Here is a 14,780-nt window from a genome sequence, read left to right on the forward strand (position 1 = left end):
GAAATCCGGTCAGATACATTTTTCTTCTCCGAAAATTCTCTCATGTATCTTCTATAAAATATAATATCACTTTATGACAGAAGACGCAATAATATGTCTGATTTTAACTCCAGAACCTTTTTACCTTTCTCGACACCTTTTTACAAATATTTTGTAAAGCAAATGCCGCCTATGAAATTTGGGGCTAAGCAGCTCTAAGACCTGCCCGCCCCAATTTCATTTCACATCAATAGCTGAAGCTTATTTGCCAGCCATCTGCTTCTCCTGCTGTTCAATCATCTTCTTAACCATATAACCACCGACAGAACCATTCTGTCTGGAAGTCAGGTCTCCGTTGTAGCCGTCTGTAAGCGGCACGCCCAACTCGTTTGCTACCTCATATTTGAACTTGTCTAATGCTCCCTTTGCCTCTGGTACTGCTGCTCTGTTTGATGAACTTGTCATTGTTTTCTCCTCCTTTTTGTAACTTCTAACTTTTCGTTTTTGTTTCTTTGTAACATTTATTTTTTGTTACGCAGATAGTATATGGAGGATTTAAATTATTACACTAGAAGTTCCTTCATAATCTGGAAGATTCTTCATCCAGTCATTTTCTGAATTTAAAAGCTCGTCCGCAGCCTCATTTGCCATCTGCAAAAGCTTTGCATCCTGATATACATCCCCAAGCCTGAAATCCATAAGCCCACTCTGACGGATGCCGAATAAGTCGCCTGGACCGCGAAGCCTCAGATCCTCGCTGGCAATCTTAAAGCCGTCGTTGGTCTTGTTTAAAATGCCAAGCCGTTCCTTGGTGTCTTTTGATTTTGAACTGCTCATAAAAATACAATAGGACTGGTGCTTGCCTCTGCCCACCCTTCCCCGAAGCTGATGAAGCTGGGCCAGACCAAAACGCTCGGAATTCTCCACCATCATGACCGTGGCGTTGGGCACGTCGATTCCCACCTCGATGACAGTAGTGGAGACAAGCACCTGAATCTCATTTCTCCCGAAACGGTCCATGATGTCGTCCTTCTGTGTCTGGCGCATCTTGCCATGGAGATAAGACACCTCAATCTCCCCTCCCAGCTCATCTTGAAGCATGGACGCATAATCAACGACATTTTCCGCCTCCATGGTTTCGCTCTCCTCCACCATGGGACAGATTACGTAACACTGCCGCCCTTCGGCAACCTGTTTTTTCATAAATGAATACGCCGTTTTCCGGTATCCAGTGTCCACCACGCAATTTTTTATAGGCAAACGGTTAGCCGGCAGCTCATCAATCACAGAGATATCCAAATCTCCGTATAAGATAATGGCAAGCGTCCTTGGTATAGGCGTGGCGCTCATGACAAGCACATGGGGCACGCTTCCCTTTTTGGCAAATGCTTCCCTTTGCTTTACCCCGAACCTGTGCTGCTCGTCCGTCACCACAAGGGCAAGGCAGTCATAATTCACTCCACCCTGGATTAAGGCATGGGTGCCGATGATAATCCTGGCATAACCACACTCAATCCGGTCATAGGCCCTGCGCTTCTCCTTAGCTGTCATTGAGCCGGTGAGAAGCTCAACCTTAACCTTGATCCCATATGTATCGAACAGTCTGGTAATGGATTCGTAATGCTGCCTTGCAAGTACCTCCGTAGGCGCCATCATAGCCCCCTGGTAACCGTTCAGCGCAGTATTCAATAAAGCGAGGACGGCCACAATGGTCTTTCCTGAGCCTACATCCCCCTGCACCAGCCTGGACATGACAGTCTCTCCCGCCATATCTTCCCCAATTTCCTTCCAAACCTTCTGCTGGGCATCCGTCAAACGGAAGGGAAGCCCTTGCAAAAACGCCCCTGTCTCTGGTTTTTCCTCTATCACATATTCATTGGCAAGCTTTTCGTTTTTATCCTTCAACCTGCGGATAGACAGGATAAACGCCAGAAATTCCTCGAACACCAGACGGTCCCTGGCGTGAAAGAATACTTCCTTATCCTCAGGGAAATGGATTCCCCGAACTGCATAGTTATATTCTGCCAGGCCGTACCGCAGCCGAAGCTCTTTCGGAAGAAGGTCTGCGGCAAGATTCATTCCGTCCAATGCCTGGCGTACTGCCTTTGCCACGGCATTGTTGGTAAGCCCAGAGGTCAGACCATAGAGGGGCTGAAGAGTATTGAGCCTGTCCCCATATTTTTCACAAGGGTAGAAAATCTCAGGATGCTCTAGTACAAGACCGTCCCGCCTTCGGACGATTCTTCCCCGAAGGGTGACTGCGCCGCCTCTGGCAAAGGTACTGCGAAGGAAAGGCATCCGAAACCAGATTACTTTAAGGGTTCCTGTCAGATCCTTGACATACAGGGTGGTCACCTGCATCTTTGCGTTTCCAGACACCTGAACCCGCCCGTAGATCGCCCCACTGATTGTCTGCGTCCTATCCTCCTCTACCTCACTGATTGGCACAGGATCCTCGTAGACGTCGTAGCCTCTGGGATAGTACCGGATTAAGTCGCCTACAGTACTGACGCCTAACTTTTCAAATAATTTCTGGGTCTTATCCCCAATTCCCTTCAATTCTCTGATGCTCGTCTTATCTATCATGATTACCTCAACTCGTTTCTTTCATATTAAGCGTATCTTTAGATTATATCAAAACAGAGACACAGATAGCAACTATAGTGCTTAACAATGTCCCCAGCAAGTAGTATTCTGCAAAATCCTGCTCTTTCGTAATCCTTTCATAACGTGCGATTGACTTTGCCGTCAACACAAGACCGACAGCCGAATACTGTTCCAGTGCAATAAATATAACCATGATGATTCTTTCCAGGGTTCCAATAAAACGTCCCGCATTTTTATCATTCCCCTTTTGAGCCTCTCCATCCTTTTCTGTTGGTTTATATACAGACAAAATATGTACAATCAAGATATTCGCCGGCTTATGTATCAACAACAATCTTGCCATCCAAGCCAATAATATGCATTCAGGCACTCCGAAAACATCCAAAAACTGACAAACTTCCTCCCTGCATAAATTTCTTAAATCCAATGTACGCGTATAGTACACAAGCATAGAAACTATCATAAAATGCATCGCCTGATCTAGCAAAAATATATTCCGTTCGTTCTGCCAGAACGTTGATTGAAAATGAAAAAAATATGTTATTACATCAATTAGTCCATGTGAAAGGACAAAAAACAGGATGTATCTCCATTCTAATCCTGGCAAAAAAAGAATAAAAAGCAGAACAGAAAATACTCCATAGATACAGGCATGATACAGCACCTGCCGTAACTCTATCTTCATCTTTGACTCAACCGTTTCAGTCCGAAAATAGAAATCACACAAAACATGAATCACCAGAAGGATTAGAAATGTGTATCTCAACATTTTTCAATCTCTCCCAATATACTCTGAACATTTTTCAATGCATTCGCATACACATAATATCTTCCCTTTGCCAGATTCTTCTGAACAGAAGACTGGGTAATCCCCATCCTATATGCGACATCCTTCTGGCCGTCCTGATTCTTCATCATGTCCCAAATAATCTCCCTCTGTCTCTGCGTCCAGGTCTGTTCGATTGATTTCTCCAACTCGAAAATAGTATTAATCAATGTAACCTGAGAAGAATTAGATTCTTCCATTTCCAGACGGATATCTGCAACAACCTTTTTGTTCCTTTTCTCATTATCCTTTAAAATATCAATCGCATTTCTCGCATGATAGTATCCTGGACCGTCCGCCCCCAATGCCATCTCTGTATCAATCCTTGTGGAGATCTTCCCGATTCCTATTCCGAATCGTAATTCTACAGGATATAACTTCATTCTTATATCCTGTATAATCTCCAGGATATTTTTTCCATCAAACAAAAGTCCCTGAAATTCATCTCCCAAGGTTATAAGAAATTTTGCCGCTATACTTTTCCTATATCTGATATTAATCTCATCCAAGATAGAGCTTAACTGTTCTTGTATCTCATTCCGCATCATCAGGCTTCTTGAACTTTTGATATCTCCAATTAATGCGACAAACGGGACCCCTTCTAATGATAAAAACATAGTCTGCCTCCTCTCTTAGAGGAATTATAACACATCAATATGGAATATCCAATATTTATTCGTAATATAATGAATATTTTTATTTTATTCCATATGATAAGAATAAAATAAAAATATTATATCCATAATAACAGAAACGCCAGACTCTATACGGAAATCCGTAAAAATCTGGCTCTGTCATTCCTCTATCCTCTAAACACATCCCAAAAGGGCGTCCATCCTCTACTCTACCCCAAGCACATAATAATAAATCGGCTGACCGCCGTAATGGGCGTCCACATCCACATCCGGATAAATCCCTTCAATCTCCGCAATGAATCTCTGGGCATCCTCCTCCTTCACTTCCTCGCCGTAATACAGGCTGATGAGTTCAGAATCCTCATCCACTAACTGTGAAAGCAGGTCCTTCGTGGTCTCCTCCACGCTTCTGCCAACCGCCAGGATTCCAGCATCCCCGATTCCCATAATATCACTCTCGTGAATCTCTTTATCATCAATGTGGGTATCCCTAACCGCATAAGTTACCTGACCGGACTTCACATTCCTGATTCCCTCCAGCATGGCTTCCTCATTCTCCTTCACACTGGCATCTGGCATAAAGTTGATGACTGCTGTAATTCCCTGAGGAACCGTCTTGGTTGGAAGCACCACAATCTCCTTATCCTCCACCAAATCCTTTGCCTGGTTCGCCGCAAGCACAATATTCTTATTATTCGGAAGAATGAACACACAGTCAGCGTTCACCTGGTCAATGGCATTTAGCATATCCTCTGTACTGGGATTCATGGTCTGCCCGCCTTCAATGATGTAGTCCACACCAAGCTCTTTAAAAATATCGTTCAGTCCTTCCCCTATGGAAACCGCAATAAATCCAATGGGCTTTCTCGGCTCATCCGACTTTTTCCCGTCTCCTTCGGACTCCTTCGCCCCATCCTTCATAGCCTCGCTTGCAGCCAGCTTCTCGGCATCCTTAATCAGCTTCTCTTGATGCTCCTCCCGCATATTGTCAATCTTCATCCGTGACAACTGACCATAGGTCAGGGCTCTCTGAATTGCAAGCCCCGGATCATTGGTATGAACATGCACCTTCACCACATCATCATCAGCCACACAGACGATAGAATCCCCGATGGAAGACAGATATCCCTTGAAATCCTTCTCCTGCTCATCTGAAAATTCCTTCTCAGTCAAGATAATAAACTCTGTACAATATCCAAACTTAATATCCGCCGTATCCTGGGCACTAAGCTTCGTAACCTGTACGCTGGCTTTAGGTGCAATCGCGCTGTAATCCACCTCTTTTCCAAGAAATGCGTCATAAGCGCCCTTTATAACCTCAAGAAGTCCCTGACCGCCGGAATCCACGACCCCTGCCTCCTTAAGTACCGGAAGCATATCTGGCGTCTTTTTAAGCACCTCCTCGGCGTGCTCAATCACAGCCGGAAGAAACGCCTCCAGATCGTCCGTCTCCTGAGCCATCTCGGCCGCTTTGTCCGCAATGCCGCTTGCAACCGTAAGAATCGTACCCTCCTTCGGCTTCATAACCGCCTTATACGCCGTATCCCTGGCCCTGGCGCATGCCGCCGCAAGTCCTTGTACATCAATCTCTTTATTCTCACGGATTGACTTGGTGAAGCCTCTTAATAACTGAGAAAGAATCACGCCGGAGTTTCCCCGCGCACCCCTCAGAGAACCGGAGGAAACCGCCTTCGCCAAATCCTTCATATCCGGATTCTCAAGAGCTGTCACTTCCTTCGCCGCCGCCATGATGGTAAGAGACATATTCGTCCCTGTGTCACCGTCCGGTACGGGAAATACGTTCAGTTCATTGATATACTCCTTCTTCGCTTCAATATTCTGCGCACCTGCCAAAAACATCTTTGCAAGCATATCCACATTTATAGTTTTCGTAGCCACTTCTTATGTCCTCCTTAACTAATCGATGACTCTGACGCCTTCAATATAGATATTGATCTTATCTACCGGCATTCCTGAAAATCTTTCTACTTTATACTTCACATTGCTGATCAGGTTATCCGTAACGGCTGAAATGCTTACGCCATATGCAACAACAATATGGAAGTCAATACTGATATGATTCTCATCCGATATCGCCACTCTAATCCCTTTGGTCAGGCTCTCCCGCTTCAGCAAATGTACCAGCCCGTCTTTTACATTCACTGCAGCCATTCCCACAATCCCGAAACACTCGACCGCAACCGTTCCGGCATACTTCGCAATCACCTCCGGATCGATCGTAACAATACCAAGATCCGTACTCATACATCCCTTCATACCTGAATACCTCCTATCTTTCTATGGGTTTCCCTATCCTGTTATTATACCCTGTTTTACCATATATTACAATAAAAACTCAGATTCCGTATCGAAATCTGAGTTTTACATTAGGAACCGTATAAAAAAAACTGTACACTTCCTCACACTATGCACGCTCAACTTTTCCTGACTTCAAGCAAGAAGTACAAACATACATCTTCTTTGTCGCACCGTTCTCTGTCTTCACGCGAACTGATTTTACATTGGATTTCCACATCTTCGGTGTCTTTCTATGAGAGTGGCTTACATTATTTCCAAAGTGAGCACCCTTTTCACAAATAGCACATTTAGCCATGACTGCACCTCCTAACGTCCATATATAGTCTGTCCAACAGACTCACAACACTAGTATCTTACCAGATGATGGGAGGAATTGCAAGTGTTTTTTTCTATTATTCTTCTTTTTTTATATCCAACAAGAATAAATGCGTGGAGTCCTTCTTTCCCCCTCTTACACGTTTGCCAGCCGCACCACGAAAATATTCTCATTATCTTGCCTGACGTACCGAATGTCTCCTCCATGCTTCTCTACGATCTTGCCTGCAATGGCAAGCCCAAGACCGGTTCCACCCTTTGTCTGCCTGGCGCTGTCTCCCCGTACAAAGGGGTCGAAAAGCACAGGCCGTAATTCTTTCCCAATCTCCTCCCCATCGTCTTGCACAGTAATCTCTGCCATTTTCTCCTCCTGCCTCACTTTTACCAAAATACTCCTTCCTGTCTGATTATATTTCACCGCATTTCCAAGAAGATTTTCCATAACCCGTGAAAATTCCTTCCTGTCAATCTCTGCATGAATTGGCTCCTCCGGTATCTGAATCTGAAAATCCAGCCCCCGTCCCGTGATTTCCTCATAAAACTCTGCGCATAGCTGCCGCACCAGCTCACAGATGTCTGTTTTCTCAATCTGCAGCGTATAGCCCTTATCCTCCATTTTCAGCAGTTGAAACAGCTCGTTGACCAGAGTATTGACCCGCCCTGCCTTTTTATCAATCATCTGGTAATATCTGGAAAGCTCATCAGGCTTTACCAGTCCTTCTTCCAGAACATTGGCGCTGCTCTTGATGGTGGATACTGGAGTCTTGATATCGTGGGAAATCTCCAAAAGCATCCGGTTTTTCCGTTCCTCATCCTGCTGTTTCCTTCGTTTTTCTTCCTCCAACTGGTTAATCATTATATTAAAGGTATCTCTGATTTCCCCAAATTCCCGCTGGGCCTCAAAATCAAGCCGTACCTGGCTGTCGCCTGCCCTCACCTTATCCATCCCCTCTGTAATCTTCTTAAGGGGGATCCGTATCTTACGCGACAGATAGGCGCTCATCGTAAGGCAGCTAAGCAAAAACAAAAGCCCGAAGGAAATAAACGACGTCACGGCCACCCGAACAGACTGGCTGTCCTTTGCCACATTGTAGGTGTAGCTCATCTGCAGTGCATCCCTGGCAATCTTCATAAGGTAATACACCGTATGTTCTTCTGTTTTTACAGCTTTCAGATATCCTCTGTATTCACTGGCAGAGGTAGTGGTCTCCACCAGATTATCCGTTATCAGATACTCCGTTAATTCCTCCATAGTATATGAGTCAGCCAAATCTTTCTTTTCTCCATAAACCTTTGTCACATGGTAAGAATCGTCAAGCTGCTCAATCCATCCCCCAAGTCGTTTAAAAGAATCCAAATCCCGTATATTTCCCTTCTTATCCACCAAATCATAGGGAGCTAAAGACTCCAACTGTCCGCCGCCGATAAAGAGCAATATCCCAAACATACACAGATACAGCAGAAAAACGGATACCATGGAAAACACAATATAGCTTGCCACAAGCTGCCGAAATACGCTGCTCTTTTTCCGATTTGATTTTTTACTCATTTTGCGATTCTTCCCCCTTTTGTCTTCCTCCCCAATTTCCTGACTGCTTCCTTAAATCCCCTTCTCCACTTTATAGCCAAGTCCCTTAATCGTCCGGATGAAGGGTTCTCCTTCTTCCCCTTCCTCCAGTTTTTTTCTCAGATTGCTGATGTGGACCATCACCGTATTGTCATCACCGGCATAGGGCTCCTCCCAGACGCGTTCAAAGATCTGTTGTTTTGTGAAAATCGTTCCGGGACGCTCAAGCAGCATCTGAAGTATGCGAAATTCCGTGGATGTCACCTCAATATTTCTCTGACCGCGCTTTAAGGTTCCCTCCATTATATTCAGCTTCACTCCCCGATAGGAGAGCTCTTGTTTCTCCTCCTTTTGCTCTCTCCAGTAGTCATAATTGCGCCGAAGCTGCGCCTTAATCCTGGCGACCACCTCCAGCGGATTGTAGGGCTTGGTAATATAATCGTCCGCCCCAAGCTCAAGCCCTAAGATTTTATCATAGTCCTGGTCTTTCGCCGTCAGCATAATCGCTGGAATACGGCTAACCTCCCGAATTTTTCGCAGTACGGCGAAGCCGTCAAGCTTTGGCATCATAATATCCAAAAGCACCAGATGAAACACCTCCTGCCTAAATAACTCCATTGCTTCCATCCCGTCCACCGCCTTTTTTATCCCTATACCTTCCCTTTCCAGATATAACTCTAATATATCCAAAAGCTCTGCCTCGTCGTCGGCTGCCAAAATCTGATAACCTGTCTTATTTGCTCCCATCCATCTTCCATCCTCCCCTTATGATTCTCCTTCTATATATTTCTCAATTACTTCATCCAACCCTGTGGAAAAATCAAAGGTTTCCTTCCAATCAGGACATAGAAAATCCAAAATTAGACATTTTGCAAATCCAGTGCGGTAATATTTTCCCCGTCCTCCCTCATATGTCCCCAGATTATAAAGATAACGCTCTTTATATTCCTCTTGGCCGGTCATCATGCCATAGACCTTCGCTTCCACATAATACGCCGTTCCTTCTGTCACCTCGCATCGAATCTCCGCATCCCTTAGAGCTTCTGACATCTCACTCATACGCTGTCTGCGGCGTTCACTATATTCTAATATGATTCGGTGAACCTCGTCAATGGCGGAAATATCTTGATTCTGTATCAACTCCACAGTCTTTTTCAAAAGCTCCATCTCCTGCTTTAACTTACTTCGGATGTCTGGTGCTTGATCCACCCAGGTTACGAACTGTTCCTCCTGGGATATTTCGCTCTCCTCTTTTCCTTCGGCTCCTTCCAGTTCTTCCTGCATCTCCTTAGGCGTAACCTTCTCCCCCAAAATTGCAAAGTTTGTCAACTGATACGCATGAAATGCCTCATGCCAGAGCATCCCCTTATGTTCTTCGGCGCCGTACCCGCTTCCCGTCATCATTCCCTCTGCGCCGCCTGCCAAGGACATCAGACTTTCAAAACGCTCAAGGGTGGGCACAATTACTTCAAAATGGTCCCCCACAGGATAGGCAGTCCCAACAAATGTCTCTATCACTGGTGGACGCTTTTTTATCTTTCCTTTATAGAACACATAATCTGAGACTCCGTCATATATGGCCACAGGGTAATCCGAAAGGCAGAAGCCCTCAAAGCCCAATTTATCCACCTGTTCCTCCATGGAAACCGCATCTTCATATATCTTTTGCTCCTCCTTTGAAATCCCCTGCCCTCCTGTCCACAGCCATGCAGACAGAAGAAAAACGCCAAGAATACCTGTCATGATGATTCCTTTTCTCTGCTTTTTCATCCTTACGCCTCTTTCCTATGAATCACAAGCACCAGCACAGCCCCTGCATACAAAAACAACAATCCTCCAAGGATGCTGTGTACCTCCACCTTTTCCCCCAGCAAAAATTTACCTGCCTGGGCCGCAGCCCCATACAAGTCCGGCGTCAGCACAAGAATTCCTCTTAAGATTCCTCTGGATACACCGGATACGATTCCTGAAAGGGTTCTAATCACTGGCTGCATCGTCCCTGCCAGCATCAAAATTGCCGAGAGGGTTCCTGCCGCCATTTCCGGAAGGGCAAGGCTCATTGCGCTGGTAAACAGGCTGACTCCCGCCGTTCCGGATGCAAAAACCAGAAAGCCTGGAATACTCCTTAACAAGATTCCCGTTTCTCCCTTGATTCCGGCATACGCCATCACTCCCACATACAGGATAAACAACGCCGCCACAGAACTGATTACATTTGCCAATGCAAGCTGTCCGTGGTAATTCCACTGGCTGATTCCCCGCATCCACACCAGATGGCTGGTTTTTCTCTCGTATTCATTGGGAATGGTGCGCAGGCTAAGTGCAACCGCCATTCCCCCTCCGATTACCGAAGCCACATTTAAGACAAATGGCAGCAGAAGCCGTGTTTCCGTCACAGGTATTCCGTCGATTGACAGCGTCACTGTCCCGCTCATGCATAGGAAGACAAGCAGCAGGCCAAGCGCCATTATGACATAAATATCTTTTCTGCGAAGCCGCTCACGCAGCCCATTCTTCATTATTCCCAACATTACTCTATACCTCCAATCTGTTCCACGAAGATTTCTTCCAGGCTCTTACCACTCTTTCCATTCTCCCACTCGTAAATCAGGCGTCCCTTCTTCATAATAATTCCCCTGTCGCAGACACGTTCTATGTCATTCAAAATGTGGGAATTAATAAGGATTGTTTTTCCTTCTTTTTTCAAAGCCTGGATTGTATGCATCATCTCCAGACGCCCCATGGCGTCCAGACCCGCTGTGGGTTCATCCAGTATCAAAAGCTTTGGGTCTCCCAGAAGGGCCTGGGCCAATGCCAAACGCTGCAGCATCCCTTTTGAGTAATGTTTTACTTTCGTATTGCTTTCTTCAAGTCCTGCTCGCTTTAGCAGCTCTGGAATCTCCCTCCTTAAATCCTCCTTTGAGATTCCCTGTAGTCCTCCGTAGAACCCAAGCACCTCCCGTCCGGTAAGGAATGGATGAAAGTACGGCGTCTCCGGCGAATAGCCCACCTGTACACCATGAGCCCTCTTTACGGTTCCTCCGTCCTTTGGAATCAATTCAAGAATCATCTTGATGGTCGTTGTTTTCCCTGCGCCGTTGCTTCCCAGCAAGGCAAATACCTCCCCCTCCTTTACGGAAAAGCTCAGATTGTCTACCACACATTTTTTTTGGTATATTTTTCTTAAATCCCTACATTTTAACATGCTCATTCCTCCTGCCATTTTGTATACCCAAGGGCACACCGCAACACATGCCCTTCGGGGTGCCCTTTGGTTATGTCTAAGTATAGCCGGCCATGTTTAAGACATATTAAAAAGGACCTTAAGGCAGCCTTAAGATGTAATGTATGGTGTCAGAAAAAAATATACTCAAAGGTATGAAAGCTTGTCACATGGGAAATTTTTTGACAAAAAAACCTGGGCTTAAAGCCCAGGCTAATCTTTTCTTTTTTATTATATTTCCTAACCTTCTTGTAGCAAAAGCTGTCCTTATCCCCGCAATGTAAAACGTCCCACAAGGCTCTTCATCACCTGAGCCTGGCTGGAAAGCTCCTCGCTGGCAGCAGCAGACTCCTGGGCTGTTGCAGAGTTGGTCTGAACCACACTGGAAATCTGATCAATCCCTAATGTTACCTGTTCGATTGAATCAGCCTGCTGGTCTGCTGCGGAAGCAATCTTATCCACAGAGGCAACCACACCTTTTGTACTTTCTACAACAGCAAACAGAGATTCGGCAGTAGCATTGGCAATCTCGGTTCCCTTCTCCACAGCCTGCACAGTGCCTTCAATAAGACCTGCCGTACTCTTTGAAGCTTCGGAGGATTTACTTGCCAGATTACGCACCTCATCTGCAACTACGGCAAATCCCTTACCCGCTTCACCGGCACGAGCCGCCTCAACTGCGGCGTTGAGCGCCAGAATATTGGTCTGGAATGCAATGTCCTCAATCGTTTTAATAATTTTACTGATTTGCCCTGATTTATCACTAATCTCCGTCATGGCTGCAATCATTTCCTGCATCTGCGTATTACTGGTGGCTACCTGCTCCCCTGTCTGATCAGTCTGACGGCGGACCTCATTGGCAGTCGCCGCAGTATCCTTAACCTGTGTGGAAATCTCATTAATCGTTGCCGCCAATTCTTCAATAGAGCTTGCCTGCTCGGTTGCCCCTTGAGAAAGAGCCTGAGCGCCAGAGGATACCTGGTCGCTTCCTGATGAAACCTGGTCGGCAGCCTGATTAATCTGTCCTAAGGTTTCATTGAGAGAACGTGAAATCTCCTCAAGAGCCTGCTTAACCTTGGCAAACTCGCCTTCATAATCAAGAGTAAGCTCAAATACCAGATTCCCGCCGGCAATCTGCCTCAATACATTAGAAATTTCGTCAATATAATTTACATAATTGCGCAGACGTCCTACCGTCTTATTGAAATTGGTCGCCAGCGTACCTAATTCATCCCTGGAGTTGTATGTAATACTCTGATCCAAATCGCCCTCTGCAATCTTCCTTGCCACATTGTCAAGCTCTTTCACCGGTCTGTTAATCGTCCTGATGATGTAAATTGCAAACGCAAAGGAAAGGAATCCAATGACAATCAATGCTATAATAACGAGTCTTTCGGCATTGGTATACAGTCTATTTCCTTCCAGATTAGCCGCGTCTGCTCCATCCTTGTTCAACTGCACAACCTCAAGCAGCAGATTCGACACATTATCATACAATGATATGGTTCCCAGGACAATCTCCATAGCCTCATCCGTCTTATTATCGCGGCTCAAAAGAATAAGCTGGTCATGGTTCTGCAGATACTCATTCCACGCATTCTGAGCATCCTGTATAAGCTTTCGGTCCTCTTCACTTGTGATCAAGGTGGATAAATACATGCTAAACGTTTCATTAATCTGTTTACCGGCGTTCTCCATCTTCGTCTCCGCACTCTGCATTGTCTCCTCATCCTGGGCAACAATATGCTTATATTCCTCTCTCCGGAAATCAGACGTAAGCGTATTAAGCTCCTCCGACGCTATAACGGAAGGCATCCAACTCTCAGAAATATCCGTCGTTCCCTCGTTAATCTTACCCATAAATGAAAGAGATACTACCCCCAACACAATCATTCCAGCCAGCATAAAGCAGGCAAGTAAAAACAGTTTAGACTTAATCTCAATGTTCCTCATTATTACTTTTCTCTCCTTTAGTTCCCCATACGATTTTACATTTGTATTGTCTGTATTTATTTCACAGACAAATTAGACTATCTGTAATTATACAAACTTTGGAAAGAAATGTCTACTAAAAATTCGGAAATATTCTTACTCTGCGATTTTTACTATTCATCCCCTTTAAACTTCACCGTAACCGAACAGATTTCTGCAATCGTGCCAACCCGCATATTCGGCCCAAATATCCCCACGCCTGATGTAACAATATTATGCATATCACCTTTTTTCAAATACCCGCAGGCATTCTCCCACATCAGACGAATCGTCAGATTCCCCGGCCACACCTGCCCGTCGTGGGTATGTCCGCACAAATCCAGATCCACTCCCGCATCTGCCAGCTCCTGAAGCTCTTTGGGCTGATGGTCAATCACGAACACCGGCTTTGACAAATCCATCCCCGCCGTTATCTCCTCTGGCGTTTTCCGTGTCTTAATATCCCGCCCTGGACGCTGTCTGTCCGGACGCCCATAGAGGTAAACGCTGTCCCCAATCAAAACGGATTCATCCCGAAGCAGCGTAATCCCCGCCTCCTTAAGAAACTCATCCATCCTGATATCGCTCTCCTTCTTTTGGCTTCCACCGAAGGTAAATCCGGCAAGAATCTTCTCCTTGATATCGTGATTTCCATAGCAGGCATAGACGCCATATTTGCTCTTAATCCCCTTCAAAATGTCAATCAGCTTCTTGGGATCTTCCAACGCCTCATATTCATTGTCAAAAATATCCCCTGCAAAAACCACCAGGTCAGGCTCCTGTGCATTAATCTTTTCAACCATTTTCTGGATATGCTCGCACCCGATGTTGTATCCCATATGGAGGTCAGCCGCCATTACCACTTTCATCTGCTTCAAATTACCTGCCTTCTTATCAATGACAGCCTCATATTTTGTGGTACGGATATTCCCTGCATTTACCATCCCCCAGATACTGAGCACCGCAATGCCAACGGCACAGATAATCCCTGACGCCACAAACACCTTAAAACTCCTCAGTTTTTCCTGATTAATCTTCTTGCTCCTTTTCAAAAGAACATGGATAACGTCTGCCGCTCCCACCACAAGAATCGTATACAGAAGAACTCCAAGCCAGTAATTCCCAATCTTTACAAAAAAGCGCTTTACCCCTCCCGATGGAAGAAAGAACCCCACCCCCATCGCACTGGCAAAAAATAGGTAAACCATAGAAACAATAAGACGGGACCGAAATCTTCGGAACTCATGTCTACAGGTGCTAAGCCACCGAATAATCCAACGGATAATATAAGCATTTACCAAAACATACAGTGGAGATAATAATATCGCCAGCATAACT

General features: G+C 45.5%; 14 protein-coding genes. All 14 read right to left on the reverse strand.

All coding sequences use genetic code 11. The annotated features are described in order from the left end of the window. Positions 1-240 precede the first annotated feature (240 nt). On the reverse strand, positions 241-444 hold the full coding sequence (locus GN277_RS13520) for an alpha/beta-type small acid-soluble spore protein (RefSeq protein WP_159751513.1): 204 nt from the start codon (positions 442-444) through the stop codon (positions 241-243). 90 nt (positions 445-534) lie between these two features. After that, positions 535-2,565, reverse strand: coding sequence for an ATP-dependent DNA helicase RecG (recG, locus tag GN277_RS13525; protein ID WP_159751514.1), 2,031 nt, complete (start codon positions 2,563-2,565; stop codon positions 535-537). A 43-nt stretch (positions 2,566-2,608) separates the two neighbouring features. Next, positions 2,609-3,355, reverse strand: a complete 747-nt coding sequence (locus GN277_RS13530) for a DUF3307 domain-containing protein (RefSeq protein ID WP_159751515.1) — start codon at positions 3,353-3,355, stop codon at positions 2,609-2,611. After that, the gene (locus GN277_RS13535; protein ID WP_159751516.1) at positions 3,349-4,029 is read right to left on the reverse strand and encodes a SatD family protein; all 681 of its coding nucleotides are present in this window, start codon (positions 4,027-4,029) and stop codon (positions 3,349-3,351) included. The genes GN277_RS13530 and GN277_RS13535 overlap by 7 nt, the downstream gene beginning before the upstream one ends. Before the next feature lie 222 nt (positions 4,030-4,251). Further along, a complete protein-coding gene (locus GN277_RS13540; RefSeq protein WP_159751517.1) occupies positions 4,252-5,946 on the reverse strand; it encodes a DAK2 domain-containing protein in 1,695 nt (564 codons plus the stop codon). An 18-nt stretch (positions 5,947-5,964) separates the two neighbouring features. Next, entirely contained in the window at positions 5,965-6,324 is a 360-nt protein-coding gene (locus GN277_RS13545) for an Asp23/Gls24 family envelope stress response protein (protein WP_159751518.1), read from the reverse strand. A 148-nt stretch (positions 6,325-6,472) separates the two neighbouring features. Next, positions 6,473-6,661, reverse strand: coding sequence for a 50S ribosomal protein L28 (gene rpmB / locus GN277_RS13550; RefSeq protein WP_159751519.1), 189 nt, complete (start codon positions 6,659-6,661; stop codon positions 6,473-6,475). Positions 6,662-6,817: 156 nt separating this feature from the next. Further along, entirely contained in the window at positions 6,818-8,230 is a 1,413-nt protein-coding gene (locus GN277_RS13555; RefSeq protein WP_159751520.1) for a HAMP domain-containing sensor histidine kinase, read from the reverse strand. Positions 8,231-8,281: 51 nt separating this feature from the next. Beyond that, positions 8,282-8,995, reverse strand: coding sequence for a response regulator transcription factor (locus GN277_RS13560; RefSeq protein ID WP_159751521.1), 714 nt, complete (start codon positions 8,993-8,995; stop codon positions 8,282-8,284). A gap of 18 nt (positions 8,996-9,013) precedes the next feature. After that, the gene (locus tag GN277_RS13565; RefSeq protein ID WP_159751522.1) at positions 9,014-10,018 is read right to left on the reverse strand and encodes a hypothetical protein; all 1,005 of its coding nucleotides are present in this window, start codon (positions 10,016-10,018) and stop codon (positions 9,014-9,016) included. Positions 10,019-10,020: 2 nt separating this feature from the next. Continuing rightward, positions 10,021-10,779, reverse strand: a complete 759-nt coding sequence (locus GN277_RS13570) for a hypothetical protein (protein WP_159751523.1) — start codon at positions 10,777-10,779, stop codon at positions 10,021-10,023. After that, on the reverse strand, positions 10,779-11,453 hold the full coding sequence (locus GN277_RS13575) for an ABC transporter ATP-binding protein (protein ID WP_159751524.1): 675 nt from the start codon (positions 11,451-11,453) through the stop codon (positions 10,779-10,781). Before GN277_RS13575 ends, GN277_RS13570 begins: the two co-directional genes overlap by 1 nt. A gap of 285 nt (positions 11,454-11,738) precedes the next feature. Beyond that, positions 11,739-13,424 carry a methyl-accepting chemotaxis protein gene (locus tag GN277_RS13580; protein ID WP_159751525.1) on the reverse strand — a complete coding sequence of 562 codons (1,686 nt, stop codon included), beginning with the start codon at positions 13,422-13,424 and terminating at the stop codon, positions 11,739-11,741. Positions 13,425-13,576: 152 nt separating this feature from the next. After that, positions 13,577-14,776, reverse strand: coding sequence for a metallophosphoesterase (locus GN277_RS13585; protein ID WP_159751526.1), 1,200 nt, complete (start codon positions 14,774-14,776; stop codon positions 13,577-13,579). Between the last annotated feature and the right edge of the window lie 4 nt (positions 14,777-14,780).

Source organism: Sporofaciens musculi (assembly GCF_009830285.1).
In the GTDB taxonomy this organism is placed as follows: Bacteria; Bacillota; Clostridia; order Lachnospirales; family Lachnospiraceae; genus Sporofaciens; species Sporofaciens musculi.